12 protein-coding genes and 1 pseudogene are annotated in these 21,152 nt (G+C 67.8%); 6 read left to right on the forward strand and 7 right to left on the reverse strand.

The window, feature by feature from the left end; genetic code table 11:
* Window positions 1–38: 38 nt before the first annotated feature.
* The 3 genes from AB0B33_RS00120 to AB0B33_RS00130 are packed head-to-tail and all read left to right on the forward strand — an operon-like array spanning window position 39 to window position 4,351.
* Window positions 39–1,190 carry an exonuclease SbcCD subunit D gene (locus AB0B33_RS00120; RefSeq protein ID WP_360764859.1) on the forward strand — a complete coding sequence of 384 codons (1,152 nt, stop codon included), beginning with the start codon at window positions 39–41 and terminating at the stop codon, window positions 1,188–1,190.
* The gene (locus AB0B33_RS00125) at window positions 1,187–4,138 is read left to right on the forward strand and encodes an SMC family ATPase (protein ID WP_360764862.1); all 2,952 of its coding nucleotides are present in this window, start codon (window positions 1,187–1,189) and stop codon (window positions 4,136–4,138) included. The genes AB0B33_RS00120 and AB0B33_RS00125 overlap by 4 nt, the downstream gene beginning before the upstream one ends.
* A 21-nt stretch (window positions 4,139–4,159) precedes the next feature.
* Window positions 4,160–4,351 carry a DUF1737 domain-containing protein gene (locus AB0B33_RS00130; RefSeq protein ID WP_125312655.1) on the forward strand — a complete coding sequence of 64 codons (192 nt, stop codon included), beginning with the start codon at window positions 4,160–4,162 and terminating at the stop codon, window positions 4,349–4,351.
* 6 nt (window positions 4,352–4,357) lie between these two features.
* Here AB0B33_RS00130 and AB0B33_RS00135 read toward each other — a convergent pair whose 3' ends face one another.
* Window positions 4,358–6,040: an AlkA N-terminal domain-containing protein gene (locus AB0B33_RS00135; protein ID WP_360764866.1), complete on the reverse strand. Its 1,683-nt coding sequence runs from the start codon at window positions 6,038–6,040 to the stop codon at window positions 4,358–4,360.
* 102 nt (window positions 6,041–6,142) lie between these two features.
* Between AB0B33_RS00135 and ychF the strand changes: the two genes are divergently transcribed.
* On the forward strand, window positions 6,143–7,225 hold the full coding sequence (gene ychF / locus AB0B33_RS00140; RefSeq protein ID WP_360764869.1) for a redox-regulated ATPase YchF: 1,083 nt from the start codon (window positions 6,143–6,145) through the stop codon (window positions 7,223–7,225).
* Between the two features lie 4 nt (window positions 7,226–7,229).
* Here ychF and AB0B33_RS00145 read toward each other — a convergent pair whose 3' ends face one another.
* The 6 genes from AB0B33_RS00145 to AB0B33_RS00170 form a co-directional block, all read right to left on the reverse strand.
* On the reverse strand, window positions 7,230–7,961 hold the full coding sequence (locus AB0B33_RS00145; protein WP_360764872.1) for a SprT family zinc-dependent metalloprotease: 732 nt from the start codon (window positions 7,959–7,961) through the stop codon (window positions 7,230–7,232).
* 59 nt (window positions 7,962–8,020) lie between these two features.
* Window positions 8,021–11,605 (reverse strand): type I restriction endonuclease, encoded by a 3,585-nt coding sequence (locus AB0B33_RS00150; RefSeq protein ID WP_360764875.1) that lies wholly within the window; start codon window positions 11,603–11,605, stop codon window positions 8,021–8,023.
* A 118-nt stretch (window positions 11,606–11,723) separates the two neighbouring features.
* On the reverse strand, window positions 11,724–12,938 hold the full coding sequence (locus tag AB0B33_RS00155) for a restriction endonuclease subunit S (protein WP_360764878.1): 1,215 nt from the start codon (window positions 12,936–12,938) through the stop codon (window positions 11,724–11,726).
* The gene (locus AB0B33_RS00160; protein WP_360764881.1) at window positions 12,928–15,537 is read right to left on the reverse strand and encodes a class I SAM-dependent DNA methyltransferase; all 2,610 of its coding nucleotides are present in this window, start codon (window positions 15,535–15,537) and stop codon (window positions 12,928–12,930) included. The genes AB0B33_RS00155 and AB0B33_RS00160 overlap by 11 nt, the downstream gene beginning before the upstream one ends.
* Before the next feature lie 104 nt (window positions 15,538–15,641).
* Window positions 15,642–16,481, reverse strand: a complete 840-nt coding sequence (locus AB0B33_RS00165) for an RloB family protein (RefSeq protein WP_360764884.1) — start codon at window positions 16,479–16,481, stop codon at window positions 15,642–15,644.
* Window positions 16,478–17,779, reverse strand: coding sequence for an ATP-binding protein (locus tag AB0B33_RS00170; RefSeq protein ID WP_360764887.1), 1,302 nt, complete (start codon window positions 17,777–17,779; stop codon window positions 16,478–16,480). Before AB0B33_RS00170 ends, AB0B33_RS00165 begins: the two co-directional genes overlap by 4 nt.
* 945 nt (window positions 17,780–18,724) lie before the next feature.
* Here AB0B33_RS00170 and AB0B33_RS00175 point away from each other — a divergent pair.
* Window positions 18,725–19,599, forward strand: a pseudogene (locus AB0B33_RS00175) (IS481 family transposase); the annotation flags it as partial.
* Between the two features lie 221 nt (window positions 19,600–19,820).
* Complete coding sequence (locus tag AB0B33_RS00180) at window positions 19,821–21,131, forward strand: IS110 family transposase (protein WP_360764890.1); 1,311 nt, start codon at window positions 19,821–19,823, stop codon at window positions 21,129–21,131.
* The last annotated feature ends 21 nt before the right edge of the window (window positions 21,132–21,152 follow it).

The raw sequence follows: 21,152 nt of genomic DNA on the forward strand, positions 1-21,152 counted from the left end.
CCGGGTTTTCGTCGGACCCGGGTCGTACCTTGGCTTCCGTGAGATTCCTGCACACCTCCGACTGGCACATCGGCCGCACGTTCCACGGCGCCGATCTGCTCGCGGAACAGGAAGCGGTGCTCGGGCACCTCGCCGACCTCGTGGCCGGCGAGGCGATCGACGCCGTCCTGGTGGCAGGCGACGTCTACGACCGCGCGGTGCCCTCCGCCGAGGCGGTCCGGGTGGCCACCGCGGCCGTCGCCCGGATCCGCGCGGCCGGCGCCCAGCTGATCGTCACGCCCGGAAACCACGACTCCGCGCCCCGGCTCGGCGCCTTCGCGGAGTTCGCCGCGGCGGGCGGCCTGCACCTGCGCACCACCGTCGGCGGGCTGGCCGAACCGGTGCTGCTCGACGACGACCACGGGCCGGTCGCCGTCTACGGCATCCCTTACCTGGAACCGGAACCGGCGCGCCACGCGCTGGGCGTGCCGGAGGCTCGCGGCCACACCGGCGTGCTCACCGAGGCCATGCGCCGGATCCGCGCGGACCTCGCCACCCGGCCGGGCGTGCGGTCGGTCGTGCTCGCGCACGCGTTCGTCACCGGCGGCGAACCGACCGAGTCCGAGCGGACGATCGCGGTCGGCGGCGTCGAGCAGGTGCCCGGCTCGGTCTTCGACGGCGTCGACTACGTGGGCCTCGGCCACCTCCACGGCCCGCAGACGCTCGCCGAGCACCTCCGCTACTCCGGCAGCCCGCTGGCGTACTCGTTTTCCGAAGCGCGCCAACGGAAATCGGTCTGGCTGGTCGACGTGGACGCCGGTGGCCTCGGCGAGGTGCGCCGGCACGAGCTGCCGGTGCCCCGGGCGCTCGCCACGATCAGCGGCGAGATCGAGGACCTCCTGCACGACCCGGCGCACGAGGTCCACCTCGGCCACTTCCTCTCGGTCACGGTCACCGACCGGGTCCGCCCGGTGGACGCGATGCGGCGCCTGCGCGAGCGGTTCCCGTACGCGGTGCACCTGGAGTGGGAGCCCGCGGGCGGCCACGACGGCGCCCCGCTGCGCTATTCCGAAGCCGTCCGCGGCCGGTCCGACATCGAGATCTCGCGCAGCTTCCTCGACGACTGCCGCGGCGCCCCGCCGACCGAGAGCGAAGAGCAGCTCCTCTTCAAGGCACTGGAAGCGGCCGACCGGGGGGCCCTCGCGAAATGAGGCTGCACAGGCTGGAGGTCGAAGCCTTCGGGCCGTACTGCGCACGCGAAGTGGTCGACTTCGACGTGCTCGGCGCCGACGGTCTCTTCCTCCTGCACGGCGAAACCGGGGCGGGCAAGACCACGCTGCTCGACGCGATCGCGTTCGCGTTGTTCGGCGTGGTCCCGGGCGCCCGCAACGAAGCCAAGCGGCTGCGCTGCGACCTCGCCGATTCCGACCAGGTCACCGAGGTCGCGCTGGAGCTCACCGTGCAGGGGCACCGGCTGAAGATTGTGCGCAACCCGGAGTACCAGCGGCCTAAGCGGCGCGGCGAGGGCACGACCACTCAGCAGGCCCGGGTGTCCCTGAGCTGGATCGGCACCGCGCCCGCCGGCCTGGCCCCCGAGGGCCTGATCCGGATCGAGGAGGTCGCACGCACCGTCGAGCGGCTGCTCGGGATGACCGCGGCGCAGTTCTTCCAGGTGGTGCTGCTGCCGCAGGGCGAGTTCGCCCGGTTCCTGCGGTCGGACACCGCCGAGCGCGAGAAGCTCCTCGAGCGGCTCTTCGGCACCGAGCGCTTCGCCGACGTCGAACGCTGGTTCGCCGACCTGCGGGCCGAGCGCGGCCGCGAGCTGGAAAAACGGCAGCAGGACGTGCGGGAGCTGCTGGCCCGGTACGCGCAGGAGGCACAGCAGGATCCACCGGAGACCGACGTCGCCGAGTGGGTCGCCGGCGTGCTCGCCGCCTCGGGCGAACGCGTCGGGCAGGTCACGGCCGAGGAGGAACGCGCGCGGGCGGCCGCCCAGCGCGCGGACGTCTACCTGCAGGAAGAGCGCGCGGGCGCGGAGAAGATCCGGCGCGTCCGCACCGCGCACCTGCGGCTCCTGGAGATCACCGAGCAGGCGCCGCAGCGGGCCGAGTGGGCGCAGGAGGTCGCGGCCGCGCGGCGGGCGGCCGGGGTCGCCGTCGAAGCCGACCTGCTGGACCGCCGGGCCGCCGAACTCGCCGAAGCCGAGCAGGCGGAGAAGGCGTGCGGTGGGCACCTGCGGGAGTTCGGCACCCGCGCGACCGGTGACCTGAAGGCGCGGGCGGCCACCGCGCGGGAAGAGGCCGGCGCGGTCGCCGAGCTGGTCGCCGAAGCCGAGCAGCAGCAGATCGACGTGATGCGGCGCGACGACCGGAAGCTGGCCGCCGTCACGGCCCAGCAGCAGGCCGAGCAGCTGACCGCCGAGCTGGCCGCGATCCCCGGCCGGCTGGCCAAGCTGCGGGCGGACGCCCTCGAAGCGGCCGAGGCGGAAGCCAAGCTCGACGGGGCCCGCGCCAAGGTCGAGGAGCTGGCGGCCGCGGCGCGTGACGCGGCCGAGCTGCCCGAGGCGCAAGCGAAAGTCGGACGCGGCGAGGCGAAGCTGCGCGAGGTGATCGACACGCACCAAGCGGCGCGGCAGCGGCGACTCGACCTGCGCGAGCGGCGGCTCGACGGGATGGCGGCCGAGCTGGCCGCCGCATTGCCGGAGGGGGCGCCGTGCCCGGTGTGCGGGTCGGCCGAGCACCCGTCGCCGGCGAACCGGGACGCCGAGCTGGTCGACCCGGCCGAGGAGCGGGCCGCCGAAGAAGCCGAGCAGGCGGCGGACGCGATACGGCAGCGGGTCGTGGTCGCGCTCGAAGAGGCGAAGGCGCGGCTGGCCGGCTTGCTCGAACGGCTGGCCGGGCGCACGGCGGAGTCGATCGCCGCCGAGCTGGCGGAAGCCCGGTCGACGGTCGCGGTGCTGACCCAGCAAGCGGCCGGCAAGGCGAAACTGGGGCAGCAGGTCGTCCTCTTGGAGCGAGACCTCGAGGCGCGCACCGAGCGCCGCCGTCAGGCCGAGCAGGCGGCGACCGAGGCGACGACCGACGTCCGCGCCCTCGAAGAACGGCTGGCCGAGCGCGAACGGCGGCTGGTCGCCGGACGCGGCGAGTTCGCGGACGTCGCGGCCCGGCGTGGGCACCTGATCGGCCTGGCGGAGGCTCTCGAAGCAGTCGCCGAGGCCCGGACGGCGGTCATCGGCGCCCGGGAACGGGTGGCCGAGCAACGCACGCTGGTCGAAGCGGCGGTCACGGCGAAGGGGTTCACGTCGCTGAAGAAGGCGCGGGCCGCGATGCTGCCGGACGAGCAGATCGAGAAGCTCGAACAGGGCATCGCCGAAGCCGAGGCGACCGCGGCCGGGGCACGGGCGCTGCTGTCCGAGCCGGACCTGTTCGGGATCTCGCCGGACGACGTCGCGGACGTCGACCGCGCGGCCGACGCGGCCGAACTGGCGCGGGCGCGGGCCGACTCGGCGTACGCGGCGCTGCGGGTGGCCGCCGCGCAGCACGAGGAGCTGACGAGGCTGGCCGGCCTGCTGCGGAAGGCGCTCGCCGGGCTGGCGCCGGCCGAAGCGGCGTACGCCGAACTGCGGGCGCTGGCGGAGGTCGTCAACGGGCGCGGGCAGAACAGCCGGAAGATGTCGCTGCGGTCGTACGTGCTGGCGGCGCGGCTGGAAGAGGTGGCGGTCGCGGCCACACACCGGCTGCGCACCATGAGCCAGGGGCGCTACTCGTTCGTGCACTCGGACGCGGCCGGCGCGCGCGGCACCCGCGGCGGGCTCGGCATCGACGTGCTGGACGACTACTCGGGCACCATCCGCCCGGCGAAGACGCTGTCCGGCGGCGAATCCTTCCTCGCGTCGCTCGCTCTCGCGCTGGGGCTGGCCGACGTCGTCGCGGGAGAGACCGGCGGCGCGCTGCTGGACACGCTGTTCGTCGACGAGGGCTTCGGCACCCTGGACGCCGAAACGCTCGACGTCGTGATGAACATCCTCGACGAGCTGCGAGCCGGCGGCCGGGTGGTGGGCCTCGTGTCGCACGTCGAGGAACTGCGGCAGCGCATCCCGACGCGGCTGCGGGTCCGCAAGTCCCGCACGGGCTCGACATTGGAGGTGCGCGCCGGCTGATCGCTCGGACAAGATGAAGCCATGACGGACCAGCCGCCGAACGGCCTGCCCCGCTACCGCCTGCTCACCGGCCCCGACGACGCGAAGTTCTGCCACCGCGTCAGCGAGGCACTGGAGCTCGGCTACCGCCTGCACGGCTCGCCGGCCGCGACGTTCGACGGCGACCAGGTGATCGTGGCCCAGGCCCTGCTGTGGCAGGGCGAGCAGGGCTGACGCGGCTCAGCCGGCGGCGCGCTGGAGGTATCTGCTGGCGTAGGAGCACCACGGGGTCCACCGGCGCGCGTGCTCCGGCAACGACTCCGGAGCGATGCCCAGTGCTTCCGCGCCGTGCCGGACCGCGGCGTCCTCGACGAGCAGGACGTCCGGGGCGCCGAGGACGCGCATCAGCACGTAGTCCGCGGTCGACGCGTCGATCCCCGGGCACGCCAGCAGCTCCGCCCGCAGGTCGGCGGCATCCCGGCCGACGTGCACGTCGAGCCGCCCCTCGGCCAGCGCGACCGCGACGGGGTGGCCGGTGGCCGCCAGCTGGGCCGTGGCCGGGAAGAGCCGCGTGACGCCCCACTCGCCGGGGATCTCCTCGCCGAGGCCGCCGAGGGTGCTGGGCGAACGGAGCGAGTCGAACGCCCTGAGCGGGCCGGGCGCTCCGGGCGAGTTGAGCTGGCCGAGCGACCCGGGCGAGTTGAGCGCCCCCGGCGAGCTGAGCGGATCGGGCGCTCCGGGCGAGTTGAGCACCCCCGGCGAGCTGAGCGGATCGGGCGCTCCGGGAGAGCCGAGCACCCCAGGCGAGCTGAGCGGACCGGGCGCTCCGAGCGAGTTGAGTACCCCGGATGACCCGAGCGACCCGAGCGACCCGAGCGACCCGAGCGGGCCGAGCGAGCCGGGCACCTCGTCGCCGAGCAGGGTGCGGAGCAGCAGTTCCTCGCCGTCTACCGTGCCTGGCACCCGGATCCCCGGCGCCGCCGCCACCAGCGGGGCCAGCGCCGGGTCGGCGCCGAGTACGCGCGTGACCGCCGCCGGGTCGGCGTCGAGGTCGAGGAGGCGGCGGACCCGGCTGACCGCGCTGCCGAGGTCACGCAGGTCGGTGAGCACCAGCTCGCAGCGCACGTGGTCCGGTCGCGGCGTCAGCCGGACGACGCCGGTGCCGTGGGCGAGCCACAGCGACCGGGCGTAGGACTCCGAAGTGACGACCTCTACCCCCGGCAACGCGTGGTCGGCGAAGAACCGAAGCAGGCCCAGAGCGTCGAACGGTGGCCGGAACGGCAGGCGCAGGCTGAGGCGCGTCCCGCTCACGTCGCCGTGGCGCCCCCGTCGTGAAGCCGCGAAAGCGCGAAGCTGCGAAGGCGTTGTCGCAAACCCCTCGCGGATCGTCTCGTTGAACTGCCGCACACTCGAGAACCCCGCCGCGAACGCGACGTCGGTCAGCGGCAGCTCGGACAGCTCGATGAGCAGCCGCGCCGAGTGGGCGCGGTGCGCCCGGGCCAAGGCGAGCGGGCCCGCGCCGAGTTCGGCGGTCAGGACCCGGCCGAGCTGACGTTCCGAATAACCGAGCCGGCGCGCGAGGCCGGGGACACCTTCGCGCTCCACAGTCCCGTCCGAGATCAGGCGCATCGCCCGCGCCGCGAGGTCGGCGCGGACGTTCCAGTCGGGCGAGCCGGGTACGGCGTCGGGCAGGCAGCGGCGGCAGGCGCGGAAGCCGTTGGCCTGCGCGGCCGCCGACGTCGGGAAGAAGCGGACGTTCTGCGCCTTCGGCGTCGACGCCGGGCACGACGGGCGGCAGTAGATGCCGGTGGTGCGGACGGCCATGATGAACTGGCCGTCGAAGCGCGAGTCGCGGGCGGTGACCACGCGGTAGCAGCGTTCGACGTCGCGCCAGAGCGCCGGCGCTTCGGTTGTCGTGACCATGGATTCGAGCATGCCAGCAGGTCAGCGCCGTGGCTGGCGGAAATCCGACGCGGCGTTGGGTGCGTGGGGCCCGACCGGGGCAGCCACGTAGACTGCGGGGTCGTGAGCCTCACCCTCGGTATCGTCGGCCTGCCCAACGTCGGCAAGTCCACCCTGTTCAACGCGCTGACCCGCAACGACGTGCTCGCCGCGAACTACCCGTTCGCGACGATCGAGCCGAACGTCGGCGTGGTCCCGCTGCCGGACCCCCGGCTGGACAAGCTGGCCGAGCTGCACAAGTCGGAGAAGATCGTCCCGGCGGTCGTGTCCTTCGTGGACATCGCGGGCATCGTGAAGGGCGCCTCCGAGGGTGCCGGGCTGGGCAACAAGTTCCTCGCGAACATCCGTGAGGCCAACGCGATCTGCCAGGTCATCCGGGTGTTCGACGACCCGGACGTGATCCACGTCGACGGCCGGATCGATCCGCTGAGCGACATCGAGACGATCAACACCGAGCTGATCCTGGCCGACCTGCAGACCCTCGAGAAGGCCGTCTGGCGGCTGGAGAAGGAAGCGCGGACCAAGAAGGAAGCGAAGCCCGCGCTCGAGGCCGCGCAGAAGGCGAAGGAGATCCTCGACAGCGGGCGCACGCTCTTCTCGGCTCAGAAGGACGTCGACCTCGAACTGCTTCGCGAGCACAGCCTCCTGACGACGAAGCCGTTCCTGTACGTCTTCAACGCCGACGAAGGCGTCCTCACCGACGAAGCCCGCCGCGAGGAGCTGACCAAGCTGGTCGCCCCGGCGGACGCGGTGTTCCTCGACGCGAAGGTCGAAGCGGAGCTGCTGGAACTGGACGACGAGGAGTCGGTCCGCGAGCTCCTGGAGTCGGTCGGCCAGCCGGAGCCGGGCCTCTACTCGCTGGCCCGTGCGGGCTTCCACACGCTCGGCCTGCAGACGTACCTGACGGCAGGCCCGAAGGAGTCCCGCGCCTGGACGATCCCCCAGGGCGCGACGGCCCCCCAGGCCGCGGGCGTCATCCACACGGACTTCGAGCGCGGCTTCATCAAGGCGGAAATCGTCTCCTACGACGACCTGATGGCCGCCGGCTCGATGGCGGCCGCCCGCGCGGCGGGCAAGGTCCGCATGGAGGGCAAGGACTACGTCATGACCGACGGCGACGTGGTCGAGTTCCGCTTCAACGTGTGAGAATTCAGACGGCTCCTCGCCAAAGATCTGGCTCGGCCTCTGCAAAACGGCGCTCCAACGACTCCAGGTCTCCGAGCACCATGCGCATTCTGCGCCGGAACGCGGCACCATGAGCTGAGACCTTCAGATGCGTCAGTTCGTGGACGAGAACCAGGTCCACCAAACTCGCTGGCAACTGCATTAGCGCCCAATGCAGTGCGATCGAACCGTCTGGTTCACAAGCTCCCCAGCGCTCGCTGAGATCTCGGACGGTCACTTCTCTCGGGGTGACGCCTGTGCGTTCGGCCAAGGGCGCCACGCGGGTGGTCACCCATCGACTGCCTCGCGCGGCGTACCACTCGGCGAGCAAGCGAGCACCCTGTTGCGAGGATCCGGTGTCGGGAAGCTCCAGCCAACCTTGATGCAATCGCACTCGCCGATGGGGCTCGGCGGCCACAACCTTCAACCGATGATGCCGCCCGAGGTACGCGAAGCTTGCGCCGCCCACCAGTTCCTTGATCGGCTGTCCTCCGCTACGCTTACGCCGCCCGACCTCATCGGCGAGGCGTGACAGCCGGGTACGTACAGCCTCGGCGACTGCCTGCGGATCGGCGTCCGGTGGTACCGCGAAGAGCAGACCGCCGTCCTCTTGGATCTCGATTCCCAGCGTCCGACGCCGCGGTCGGACGACCACATGCCACCTCCACTCCCTTGGCATGGGAAGTGAAGCGAGGGCGGACTGGACGGTCGTGCTCACGTGGCATTCGTACCATCAGGCACCGACAGAAGCCGCCCGCGCCACTCCCACCGATGTGATCATGCCCCATAGCGCCGGAAGTCGTCGCATCGCTCCACGGCGAGTTCCAGAAGCTCCGCCGCCATGTCGGCGGTCCTCTCCCATTCCACGCGGAGGTGTTCGGCCACCTTGAGGCGGAGTTCTTTGCGCACGTCGTTGCGCGCATCGGCTTGAGCGGGAAAGTGCGGGTTTCTCACAAGGAGCGCTATATCCGTAGAGAGCTGGTGCGCCGCCCAGGCCAGGTCATCCTCCGTCGGCTCAGGGATCGCGACAATTCGCTCCAGCCCCCTCACCAGCGAGCGGTACACCGGTCCGTCGGTTCGCGGGTCGAGACTTGGCCCCGAGTCTTCGACGTCCTCGGTGACGTCACCGACAAGCTGTGCGAGCTCGGTCGCGGCCTGCTCGAAGTCCTGGTGCATCCGCTGGACGATCTCTTCCAGCCGGCGGCTGAAAAGTTCGTAGCGAGCCCGGTCCGCGCCGATGTTGGCTGTGATGTGCGTTCGAAGCCGGCTCACCATGTAGCGGGTCCTGGCGCGTGCGTCCTGGTTGGCGTCGACGCGTTCGAAGAAGTCGGGCGCGGTCAACTCCACAGGGGGAATCCGCAGCTCGACGCCAGTGACCCGAAGATGGTCGGCGATGAGCCTGCGCACCTTCGCCGCGTACCGGCGCGGGCTGAACTCGTCGCGCCCGTCCAAGTACCTCTGCCGTGCGAGGTACTGAACCTCTCCGAGGTGGCCTGCGAGTTGTTCGTAGACGAGTGCGTATGGCCGAGGCAGGACGGCTCCGAGTGCTTCAAGGAAGTCGCGCGCCAATTCGTCGAACTCGCCGCGCTCCAACGGGTCGGCAAGCAGGTCGAGAAGGTCCTCTCGGCGTTGATTGTCGGCGAGGGTGACCGAGCCGTGTGCGTCGTACGACGCCAGGTTTCGCCCTTCGAGGAAGCGGGCGACGGAGCCGTGCAGGTCTTGGAGGAGCCGATCGGCGGCGGCATCCGCCTGGAGGAGTAGGCCGTCACCGGTGGGCTGCGTTCCCTCGAAGTCCGGGCTGAGGTGGTCGACGGTGACGTTCTGGTAGCCGTAGACCTCACGCAGGTGGTGCTGCTCGTACGCGTGCAGGGAGCGCGCCAGTTCGGGACCGATGCCAATGAAGTCGACGACCAGCCCCCACCTCTTGCGTGGATAGGGTCGGTTGGTGCGGGCCACAGCTTGAAGAAGGCCCACCCCCGAGAGGGCGCAGTCCAGGTAGAGCACCTGTTCGACGGGTGCGTCAAAGCCGGTGAGCAGCATCGACTGAACGACGAGGAAGGCCAGCGGCTCGGTGGCTTCCCGGGCGCTACCGTCGGCACCCTCTCGGCTGCCGTCTCCCACGCCGACGGCGTCTCCTGTCAGCCAAACGTCAGTCATGGGCGCGTTGGGCGAGGGAAGCCCCTGGCCGGCCATGCTATGTGGGTCTACGTCCCACGAGGGGTCGATAGCGGCGTCGAGTGGGTCGCCGAGGCCCGCCTTGAAACGCTTGATGTACGCGTCTTGCCGGGACTTCAAAGTCCAGTCCCGCCATTCTCGGGGATCTTTCCGGTTGTCGCCGTGGATCACCACAGCGACATCGATGGAGGCGAGGACGTCACGATGCGGCAGCACGGTGAGGAGGTTGCGTGTCTCCTCATCGGCGCCGAGCATCGCTGTCGGGTCGTGGCGCAGGACGGGATCGAGCGCGTCGAGCTGAGCGACCAACCGGTCGCGAGCTGCGAGCAGGGCAGACCGATAGCGCACGGCCGCGCGCCGGGACACCGCCGCAAGCTGGGCGCCGAACCGGTCGGGCAGTGCGCTGATCGCCCAGTGCCGCAGCATGTAGTCGGCCTTGTCCGCGATCACCGAAGGCGCTTCCAGGATCTCTCGCTGGCGCGCGAACTTCCGCAGCACGCGCGTGCGCTGCTGGGGTTCGGCGGGCACTTGCTCATCGAACTTGGCGTCCAGGGTCGCCTTCTCGACCACTTCCAGCGGTACTTCGTACGCCTCGTAGCGCACTGGAACGACAGACCGGTCTTGCTCCGCGTCGCGTAGCGTGTACGTGTCGACGAGCGACCCGAAGATGTCCTCGGTTTTCTTGCGCGCGCCGCCGATGATGGGGGTGCCGGTGAAACCGATGAGGACGGCTTTCGGTAGCAGGGCGCGCAGTCGGGCGTGCAACCAACGGTCCTGGCCGCGGTGCGCCTCGTCAACCAGGACCACGATGTGCGGGCTGGGGTTCGCAGCCCGGGTTTGTACGCGGGCGTCCTCGCTGCCGCCCTCGGTCCCCAGGCTCTCCTCACGCCCGTCACCGGCGGTGTCGTCACGCTGTGCTTTCTGGAGCATCACCAGGACGACGTCCGGTACCCGTACCGCGAGTTGCGCGCGAGCGTCCGCGACTCCGTCGGCCCGGTAGACGGTCTCCTCGGCCGCGGCCATGGACTCCAGAATCTGCTTCTCAAGGTCGATCCGGTCGGTGACGACGACGACCTTGTGTCCCTTCAGTTCGCGGTTGCTCCTGAGGTGACGCACTAGGAAAGCCATGGTGAGGCTTTTGCCGGAGCCCTGGGTGTGCCAGACGACTCCGCCCCGCTGGCCGGCGTCATGTCCCGCCGCGATCGACGCTGTACGTTCCCGCAGCGTACGGGCGAGCCTCAGTACCGCCCGGAACTGCTGGTAGCGGCCGACGACTTTGAGCGTACGTTCGCCCTGCCCGCGCTCGGTGGTGAAGTCTCGCACCAGGGTGAGGAGATGGGCCGGGGTAAGTACGCCGGCGGTGAGAATGGCCATGTCGGTATCGCAGCCGTCGGCGGATGCGGGTTCGGTCGTACGCCACGGAGTGAAGTACTCGGGAGTCGAGGTGACGGAGCCCAATTCGGCGTACGTGCGATCGGTGCCGATGAGAACCTGCGCATAGCGGGTGAACTCGGGCACGGGTACCGGGGATTCCAGGCTCGCATAGCGGCAGACCTGGCCGACGGCGTCGTCCAGGGCGGCCCTGCTGTCGCTTCCGGATGTTAGCGGCGCCTTACACTCGATGATCACCCAGGGCAGCCCGTTGACGAACAGCACCAGATCCGGGGTGACGTGGGACGAGTCCTTCCGGTCCACGCGAAACTGGCTGACGGCCAACAGGTCGTTGCGCCCGCCGTTCTCCCCTTCCCAGTCGACGAGCTGGACGTGCTCGGGGTCGCCTTTCTTCCACCCTGGCAAGGTGCGGGCGTTGACGCCGTCGCGCAAGAGTTTGGTCACCGCGAGGTTGGCTGCGACGCCGCGCTCGGCCGGGCCTTGGCCTGGGGCGGTACCAAGCACGAGGGCGAGAAGACGGTTGAGCTGGGCGGCGGTCAGCCAGGTGTCGCTGCTTTTGGGAGCCGGGTTGAGCCGCGCCACGGCGTTCCGGAAGCGCTCCTCGTATACGACCTCGTCAAAGGTCGCCCGCTTGGATGGTGCCGGGCTGCCGACGGGCCTGCCAGGAGGGGCGCCTTCCAGGTGTTCCCACCCAAGCTCGATCAGCTGCTCGATCAGCGGCTTCTCGGTGTTGACGTACTCTGGTCCCGCGTACTCCGACGCACTTTGCGTCTCTGTGTTGTGCTCCCCACTCAACGCCAAATCCCACCCTCATCGTTCGCTCAAGTGTCGTCCTGCAGCGTACGGGCCACTCTACTTCCAGGCGAGAGTTTGCCAGATGCGTTCGATCGGGTGTGAGGCTTAAGGCCGGCGTTCAGGCGTCGGACGCTTTTGAGTGGCCGGCGAGCAGGTCTTCGACAATGCCGCGCTGCACCGTACGAATTTTGGTGATCTGTTTTCCGAGCACCTCAGCCCGCTTCCGGACTGCCCAGATCGGCCCGAGTAGGCGCTCTTGCTCATCCATCGGCGGCACAGGAACCGGCATCTTCTTCACCTGAGTCGAGTTGATAGATGCGAGATTGGTTGTTTGCTTGCCGACTCGCTGGAAATAGGCGCGACCTGCGGCCGAAGCGGTGTACAACGCAAGGAAGTCCGGCATCAGGCGTTCCCGGCAGCGCACCCGAAATACGTGGTTTTGGTGCAGGCACTGTTCGATGCGGCTGTCCCAGACTGCGCCTCGACCAAGTTTGTCGAGATCGCCGCCCTCCGTTAGGAGCAGATCACCCTGCTTGAGGGCGTACCGCGCGTACTGCGTGCTGAGAATCCGGACCTGTTTCAAATCAGTCGTGTCGATGCGGCCGTCCAGCACGTTAGCGACACGCAGGTATGGCAGTACAACGGTTCCGCCGCCCACGGGCTCGGAGCCGAGTGTGACACCAGCTGCCACGGTAGCGACAGACTCCAAGGGGACCCGGTCCCACTCGTTGCGCTGGGCGGGTGTCAGCGCCTGTGTAGACAGGGCTTGTTCGGCAACTCGCAGCTTGCCGAGTACCCCTTTTACAGATCCAATCCGCCGCTCGAAGGCGGCATGCATGGCGATGATCCTGCGCTGTTCCGTCAAGGAAACGTCAGGGACAACGAGTTCTCTCAGGTCCATCTGCGAGATGTTGTTCTGCCCAGTCCCGCCATTTAGAAGGTTTCCGATCTGCTGGCGGACGCCCGCCGAACGGAGCAGAATAGCTAGAAAAGCGGATTCGGCAAGGTTGCCGTCCGGAATGAGGCGTAGAATCTTGTCCGAAAGCATGAGCTTCCGGCGCGTGGGTCCCACCTGGCACACAGCGCCAACCAACGACCGAGCACCATTGGCCCGCGCAACGAGGACATCGCCGGGCTGAATCTCCAGATGCTGGCGGGGCTGCAGACTGGCTGGCAATCGTTTTGCCTCGTTGGGATCAAAATTTCCTGAAGTTACCCCGCTTACCTTGATGACGCCCCACTCATCGACAGCCGGCGGGTACGCATCACAGGCCGGGCTCCAACCAGTCTCGACCCGTGCCAGCAACGAACCTAGTGAGACTTCACCGCGCATAACCCAGCTCCTTGAGCCAATTCTCCAGCGCTCCCTGGGCCACCTTGCTGGCTTCCTCCAGTTCGGACAACGATACCGAGTACTTCTCCCCCCACCGTCGGAACACTGCTGTCAGTTCGCGCCTCCCCACCGCGACCGCCGCGCCGAGCCGCCTCGTCAAGTCTTCGTCCACCACGGCCAGAACGACCTCGCGGGTTCGATGGTCGTCCGAGAGGACCTGTTCCATCGCCGCCATCAGCTCGGGCAAGAAGTGATCATCCAGTGCCTTGCGCTTCTTCGTCGCGGCCGTCCGGGTCTTCCGGCAGGACGTTAACTCGCCCTCCAGGCGGGCCAGTTTCTCGGGCGAGACCGGTTCGGCGATTTCCTCCATGGAGGAGCCGTCGTCCTCGCCGTCGTCCACCGACGGCTTCGCCGCGGCAACCGCGTCAGCTGCCTCCTTATACGCCGCCTCGGCCGCCGCGACCTCAGCCTCCACTATCGCGTACTGCTTGAGGAAGTGCGGAATGAGGTGACGGACGACTGGCTGGTCCATCGCGCGCCGGCGGTCGGCAGCCGAGATCGTCATCTTCGTCTTCTGGGCGGATCCAGAGCTCACCGAACCCTCTGCAGGCCTCACGATCGCCTCCGTCGAGTCGACCCAGCCTTCGAGAACCCGACCGAAGCCGCCTGCTGCCAGAGCCTTCATGTCGTAGCGTGCGTGAGTCCACCAGTCGGCGATGATGCCCGCCGTGCGGTATTCGTCGAGGACGCCTACGCTCCCGATCGATTCGGTGAATCCCGCAAGCATCCCAGCTCTCAGGTCCATCAACTTCCCGTCCTTGGCAAGTTTGCCGAAGAGGATCGAGTCCTTTGTCCACCACTCTGCATACGCGGTCCGCAGCGAGGCTTCCTTTGCTGCGGCCTGTTCCGCGATGCGATTGACTGTGGCTTCTTGCCCTTCAGGCAGGAAGTCGTAATAGTCCGTATCGTCGGCCCGGGAAGCGAACAACGTCGACGCATCGACCCCGTATGCACCGAACAGCTCGGCTTGCGCCGCGACCTCCGCGACCGGTACTCCGCCGTACAGATGCGCTCGTACATCCTGCGGCTCTGCGGGCGGCGAGTTGTCCACCCAACGGCGGATGTTGAGGTTGGCTCCCTCGGCGAGTAGATCGTCCCTCTCGACCCATCGGGAGTAGCCCGGAATTGGTGTTCCTTTCTGGAACACCGTTACGATCTTCTCGACGTGCTCGGGGCCCAGCTCGTTCTGGTTACGGCCGACCGTGAACTCACGGTCGGCGTTGATGAAGAGGACCTTCTTGCTGCGGTCGGGATGCTTTCGGCGTGGGCGGCGCAGGATGAGGACGCATGCCGGGATACCGACGCCGTAGAAGAGATTTGGGCCGAGGCCGATCACGGCCTCCACGCAGTCGTCGCGAAGAAGTTCCTCTCGGATCTCCTTCTCCTTACCGCCACGGAAGAGCACCCCGTGCGGCATGACGACGGCAGCCACGCCCCGCTCCTCCAGCACCGACACCATGTGCTGAACGAACATCAGGTCGGCCTTCTTGCCCTTCTCTGGTGCCCAGCCCCACCGCATGCGCGTTCCGTGCAATTCGTCGGCGGCCGCCACCTGCGCCCTGTCATACGGCTGGGAGAAGGGCGGGTTGGAAAGCACCTTGGTGAACGTCGACAGGCGCTTGTTCTCGTCGAGGTGAAGCGGCTCGGTGAGGGTGTCGCCGTGCTGGAGGTCGAACTTGCGGATGCCGTGCAGCACCATGTTCATGCTGGCCATCGACCAGGACGCGGGGTTGCGGTCCTGGCCGTTGATGCCGAGTTGATCGGGGTTGCCGCCATGCTCCTCGACGTGCTCGCGGGCGGCGATGAGCATGCCGCCCGAACCCATGCAGGGGTCGTAGACGCTGTCCATCGGCCGCGGGTCGACGAGACGCACCAGCATCCGTACCACCGACCGCGGCGTGTAAAACTCCCCGCCGCTCTGGCCGGCGGAATCCGCGAACCGACCGAGGAGGTACTCGTACGCTGCACCCAGCATGTCGGGAAACTCGAAGTCTTCGTTGCGGAGCCGATAGAGGCTGAAATGCCTGATCAGCGCGAGGAGTTCGCTCGGGGTGAAGCGGGACTTATTGCCGGCGATCGCGTTGAATTGGATGTGCGAGGCGACGCCGGACAGCCGTGAGTTGCCGTCCTGGAGGGCGACGAGCGCTATGTCCAGGTACTCTCCCACCTTCATGAGATTGCCGTCCGGACCCCGGGTTTCCGCAGTGAGCCCCTCGATGCCCGGGACGGTTTTCTCCGGATGCGCGGGATCGAGCACGTGCGGCCCCGTCCACCAGCGTGCGCGTGGCGGGACGTAGAAGACGTGCGGGTAGTAGTCCGGGCTGTCGGCACGTTGCAGCGCCTTTGTCTTGCTGCCCGTCTCCGTCAACCGCTCCTGGTAGACGCGAGCCCATTCAGGCTGGAACTCGTCCGATGCTCGCTTGAGGAACAGCATCCCGAAGATGTAGTCCCGGTAGTCGGAGGGCTCCATGCGTCCGCGCAGAATGTCCGCGGCGGCGAAGAGGTGCCGCTCCAGCTGGGGCAGAGTGATTCGGGCCACACGCCGGTCCTTTGTCGGAAATGAGTGGGGAAGTGCCAGGGCAGCGTAGACGCCCGGCGGGCATCGAGTTGAGAGGCCCGAGGCACTTGATTTCGAGCACCCTGTCAGTCGTCCTCGATGCCGAGGCTGACGAGGAGACGCCACACGTCAGTGGACGGGTCCCGGTCCAGGACCTTGCAGTCCAGAGCATGGCCGGAACGGGCGGCCCACTTGCGCGGTGACTGGGGTAGGTTGTCGGGGTTGCGAGGGCTGATGCGGTCGACAGGGGCGGCCTGATAGTGGCTGACTTTGCACGCTCCGTGCTCGCACTGGGAGACGAGGCTCTTGGCGTGTGCGATGGCAGCTTTGGCCTTACCCTCCAATGCTTGGCGGCGCTGCCCCTGGACACTTTTGTCGTTCTTCTTGTCGAAGCGTCTGAAGGCTGGATCGGCCTTGCGGAGCTTGTCCACCACATTGGTGCTCTTGCCGCTCTGCTGCCCGCCGAATGCCTGGAAGTGCAGGAGTAGCCACAGGTCGAAGGACGGGTGGGAGAAGCAGAACTCCGTACCATCGGCTGCCGCATCGTCCACGGCCTGCGGGATCCGTGTGTGCTCGTCGCGGTCGAACAATGCCCAGGTCTCGTCGTTCGCGGCGTACTGGCGTACGGCTTCCACCACCTGCTCGGGCAGAAGACCGTTCGCCTTGTAAACGGGGACGATTCGAAACGGCTGTCCCGTGCGCTCACCTGATCCGAACCTCTTGACCAGGTAATCCAGGTAGTCTGGCTCGGTTGACTCACCCTCACAGCCGACGTAGAGGACCCGCTCCTGCTTGTGCTCGGGCCGCCGGACGAGTGTCAGCGACCGTTCCTCGTCGCTGCTCCCTCTGCGCCTCTTCTGCTTTTTCGATACCGCCTCGGACTCGTGGTCGCCCATGGTCTGCTCCTGCTCGCCCCGCTCACTCACGCCGGCGCCTTCGCCTCCTTCTCGCGATCCCGTTCCGTCTCGATCCAGATAAGAGCGCGAGCGATCTCGCCCACGCTGACTCGTGGTGAACCGCCATATCGGCCGCGCAGGTATCCACGTTCCAAGTCCTCGTCGTCTCCAGGGCCGGCCGCCGTCAGCGGATAGAGCTCGGTCTCACCTGATGTTTTCTTCGAGGTGATCCATATTTGCTCACGGGCGAGCGGGCGGTCCAAGACCGCACTGCCGAGCAGCGTCGCGTCATGCGTGGTGAAGAGCAGTTGCGCACACCGCGGATTGGACTTGGGGTTTTGGAAGAGGCGTACTACTTCAGCGGCCAGTGTGGGATGAAGGCTGGAGTCGAGTTCATCCACCAAGAGCACAGTACCGGCCTCGAGGACAGAGAGCATCGGGCCGAGGAAAGCGAACCATGAGTGAGTACCGAGCGACTCTTCACCGAGGAAGTCAAGTGCGAGATCACTGCTGTCGGAACTGCGGTGTCGCAGGGCGATCTCGCCTGTCTCCCGGTCGATGTCGATTCCAGTGATTCCCAGATCGGCGATGGAGAGCAGCTCGACGAGCCATTTCCGGTAGCTTTTCCCGTGTTTCGGATCGGCCAGCATACGCTGCGTCCAATCACTTCTGGCCTTGACATCCTGCCCGGGGGTTACCATCCAGAGGTTGTCGACGAACCACCTGTGCAGAGCGGCCAGCTGAGGATCGTTCAGAGTGGCGCCCGTGGACAAGAAGAGCGCGTTGGGGCGAGTGACGGACACAAGTACGTCGCGCTTTCCCTGGAAGCCGTGGCTGGAGCGGGGGAAGAGGAACTCGCCGCCCTCGGCCTCTGGACGCCCGGCTTCACGGTCGAACCAGACGGCGCGCCTTCCGTCGGGGTATGCATGCAGCCATTCCGCCTCGACCCGTTCGTCCGAGAGTTCGAAGCCGTAGGTGTAGCGGGTCGGGTTTGCACCCAGCATCAGGTCGACCTCGAAGAGAGTCGTCTCGTCCGTGGAGGCCAGGTCCAGCTTGAACGGTTGACGCGGGACCCGAGACTGGGTCGCCCACTCTGCGAATGAGGTTCGTACGGCGTCGCGCATGTCGAACAGAGCCCGCAGGAGGTTCGTCTTGCCGGACGCGTTCGCACCGAAGATGCCGATGATCGGAAGGACTGACACCTCCTGGCCGCGGTCGCGCAGCGCCGTAGCACGCGCCACGCCGTCGTCCGCCGATGTACTGACGAACGACAGCTCGCACTCACCACGAATCGAGCGGTGATTGGCCACCCGAAAGCGGAGGAGCACTCTCGACCTCCCTCAGGACGGGGAGGCAGCCCCGTCTCCTATCCGAACCTCTGCGGACGCCCCGCACTCGAAGCCTATGACGACGACTGATCGGAGGCCAGTCCGGTCCTGCCGCCGGAAGCGGGACTTCTCGCGCTCTGACCAGGCTGTTGCCCGGCCGGGCCCGTAATCGCAGGAGTCCTCGGCCCTGCCACGCGACTCTCGTCGGCGGCATGAGCGCTGCTGGCCGGCCAGTGGATATGTGGCGCCGGACCAACCCCACGGCCGGAGAACTGGCCAAGAGAGGCTCCCTTCCAGCGGTCGCCTCACCCCCTTCACCTGCACTAGGCACGTTTGTAGCCCAGCAGAACAGAATATCCGAGACAAAGGTTACTCAAGGTCACATCGCGTAGTTGCTGGTTGCTCAGGTAGGTCCAAGTTCCCGAGACAGGTCGGGAGAGCCTCCGCCCGCCCTTCAGCGGGAGTGTGACCAGCTGAGACGAGTCGGGCCACCACGAGCGCGACGTCGATGGCCGGTGCTCCCCTGCACGATCAAGCTCACCGATGATCCGAGCCCGATCGGAGCCAACCAGCACCTGCGGCTGACGGCCTGGGCCTGCTGAGTCGGCCAGGCATCTTGTGTCGCGAATCGAATCCCAAGCCGAGATCGTTGTTGGCTCTTGCTCGGCAGAGCCTCCGATGCTCCGCGGACTATCAGCTCCCCTGTCACCCCCGGTGATACCGTTGAGTTAGCGACAGCAGGTCGTACCTGACTAACTCACTCACTCTCGTCCTCGTTGACGAGGGGTGGCAACGCCGGTACATGCAGTGCCGGTACCCCTCGGATCACCATTGCCCAGTGCACCGGTTGCGTGGCTCGCCTTGCTTGGCTAGCTGTTGCGAGTCGTGACGTTGGTGACGGCTGGCAGGGCCTCGAGACTGAGGGACGGGTCTTTCGGCGGCAGGATGAGAAGTGCGAACAACACATCCGCCGATCAGAAAGACCCGTCCAAGCACCACCGTAACGCCCCGCTGTCCCTCGATGGCCGCCGCCGGCTCGTCACGCGCTACCAGACCCGCCCGATCGCCCACGTCGCCGCCGAGATGGGTATCTCCCGCCAATGCGCCAGCAAGTGGGTCAATCGCTGGCGCAACCACGGCGAAACCGGCCTGACCGACCGGCCCAGCGTCCCGCACCACCACCCGACCGCCACCCCCGCCGAGGTGGTGACCCGCATCGAGCAACTACGCCGGCAACGCAAGTACTCCGCCCGCCGCATCGCCACCGAACTGGCCGCCGAGGGCATCACCATCTCGGTCCACACCGTCGGCTGGCACCTGTTGCACCTCGGCCTCAACCGCGGCCGGTTCCTCGACCCCACCGGCGCGACCAACCGGCAATCACGCCGGATCATCGCCCGCTGGCCCGGGCACATGGTCCATCTCGACGTGAAGAAAACCGGTCAGATCCCCGACGGCGGGGGCTGGCGCGTCCACGGCAAAGACAGCGACCACGCCCGGCAGGTCGCCCGCGGCAAAACCCGCGGTGCACGGGCCCGCTACACCTATCTGCACTCCGCCGTCGACGGCTACTCCCGCCTGGCCTACACCGAAGCGCTACCGGACGAGAAAGCCTCCACCGCGATCGGGTTCACCCACCGCGCCCGGGCGTTCTTCGCCCGCCACGGCATCACCCACATCCACCGGCTGGTCACCGATAACGGTGCCTGCTACCGCGCCCACGACTTCGCCACTGTCCTGCGCGGGCCCACCACCAGCGGATCACGCCCTACACCCCGCGCCACAACGGCAAGGTCTGTGAAGACTGGGGCTTGGTGCTGCGTCGGGCTGGTCTGACCCCGGCCAAGGTGTGACCCACGGGTAGTTCGTGGTGTCCTGCGTTCGATTTGTCGGCCCGCTCGGGCGCAGCACCGCATGCGCACCGGCCAGACGGGTCTGACCTGATAGGAGCTTGGATCAGAAGCCCCGTCACAGACCTCTCGCCCGTCCGGTCGGTTCGCCCATCCGCCAGCGCGAACACACCGGAGGAGCGAGTTCCAGCATGACAACTTCTGCCACCCGTGTCATCGGCGGCGTCGACACGCACAAGCACACCCACTACGCAGCCGTGGTCGATGAGCACGGCCGGCTTCTCGGACATCGCGAGTTCCCTGCCCGCGACCGCGGCTACGCCCATTTGCTGGACTGGATCACAAGCCACGGTGTCGTCACCGCGGTCGGTGTCGAAAGCACCGGGTCGTTCGGGGCCACCCTGAGCAGGTTCCTCACCACCGCCGACGTCCGAGTCATCGAGGTCAACCGGACAAACCGGCTGGCCCGGCGGATGGACGGCAAGTCCGATCGCCTGGATGCCGAGCAGATCGCCCGGGCTGTTCTGGGACAGACGTCGACCGCAACTCCGAAGGCCAAGTCCGGCATTGTCGAGGTGATTCGCACCCTGCGGATCACCCGTTCCAGCGCGGTCAAGGCCCGGACTCAAACCTTCAACACCCTGTGGGGCGTGATGATCGGTGCCCCTTCGCCGCTGCGTGACGACCTGGTGGCACTGACCAAGAGGACCCTGATCAACCGATGCCTGCAGCTGCATCCCGAGACCGATGACGTCCTCACCCTCATCGATGCACCCGCACGGCTGCTCACGGCCGGAGTGACCACGGCACTGCGTGATCTCGCCCGCCGCTGGAAAACCTTGGACGCGGAGATCAAAACCCTCGACAAGCAGATCGAGGCTCTGGTCCGCGCCACAGCCCCGGAACTGGTCGAGCTTCACGGTGTCGGGATCGAGCTGGCCGGACAGTTCCTCGTCACCGCCGGCGACAACGCGCACCGCATCCGCAGCGAGGCTGCCTTCGCCAAACTCTGCGGGGTCGCCCCGCAACCAGCCAGCAGCGGCCGCACCACCGGACGTCACCGCCTCAGCCGCAGCGGTGATCGCGCCGCCAACAGCGCGCTCTACATCGTGACCATTGTCCGGATGCGCCGCCATCAACCCACCCGTGACTACGTCGAACGACGCACGGCCGAAGGACTCAGCAAACGCGAGAGCATCCGCTGCCTCAAGCGCTACATCGCCCGCGAAATCTACGCCAACCTTCCTCGAACAACACCCCACTCACAACCACGCACCCCCATGCCGCTTGACGAATATAGGAGCATCGAACGCTACAACCGGATCCTGGCCGAAGAGTTTCTCTACGCCCGCGTCTGGACCAGCGAAGCTCAACGCACAGCCGCGCTTGCGGTCTGGAACGTGCACTACAACTACCATCGACCACACACCACCGCCGGAAACCAGCCACCAGCTTCTCGGCTTCCCGCCGGCGTCACTGACGTCAGGGCCTCATGCAGCTAGCCGGCGCGATTAGTGAGGGGG

This window comes from Amycolatopsis sp. NPDC049159 (genome assembly GCF_040648295.1).
In the GTDB taxonomy this organism is placed as follows: domain Bacteria; phylum Actinomycetota; class Actinomycetes; order Mycobacteriales; family Pseudonocardiaceae; genus Amycolatopsis; species Amycolatopsis pretoriensis_A.

What these genes read in the sequence shown, in the direction of transcription:
- AB0B33_RS00135 (WP_360764866.1), bottom strand. Translation starts at nt 6,040, where the DNA reads ATGGTCACGACAACCGAAGCGCCGGCGCTCTGGCGCGACGTCGAACGC.
- AB0B33_RS00155 (WP_360764878.1), bottom strand. Translation starts at nt 12,938, where the DNA reads ATGCGCGGTGAAGTCTCACTAGGTTCGTTGCTGGCACGGGTCGAGACT.
- AB0B33_RS00130 (WP_125312655.1), top strand. Translation starts at nt 4,160, where the DNA reads ATGACGGACCAGCCGCCGAACGGCCTGCCCCGCTACCGCCTGCTCACC.
- AB0B33_RS00125 (WP_360764862.1), top strand. Translation starts at nt 1,187, where the DNA reads ATGAGGCTGCACAGGCTGGAGGTCGAAGCCTTCGGGCCGTACTGCGCA.
- AB0B33_RS00180 (WP_360764890.1), top strand. Translation starts at nt 19,821, where the DNA reads ATGACAACTTCTGCCACCCGTGTCATCGGCGGCGTCGACACGCACAAG.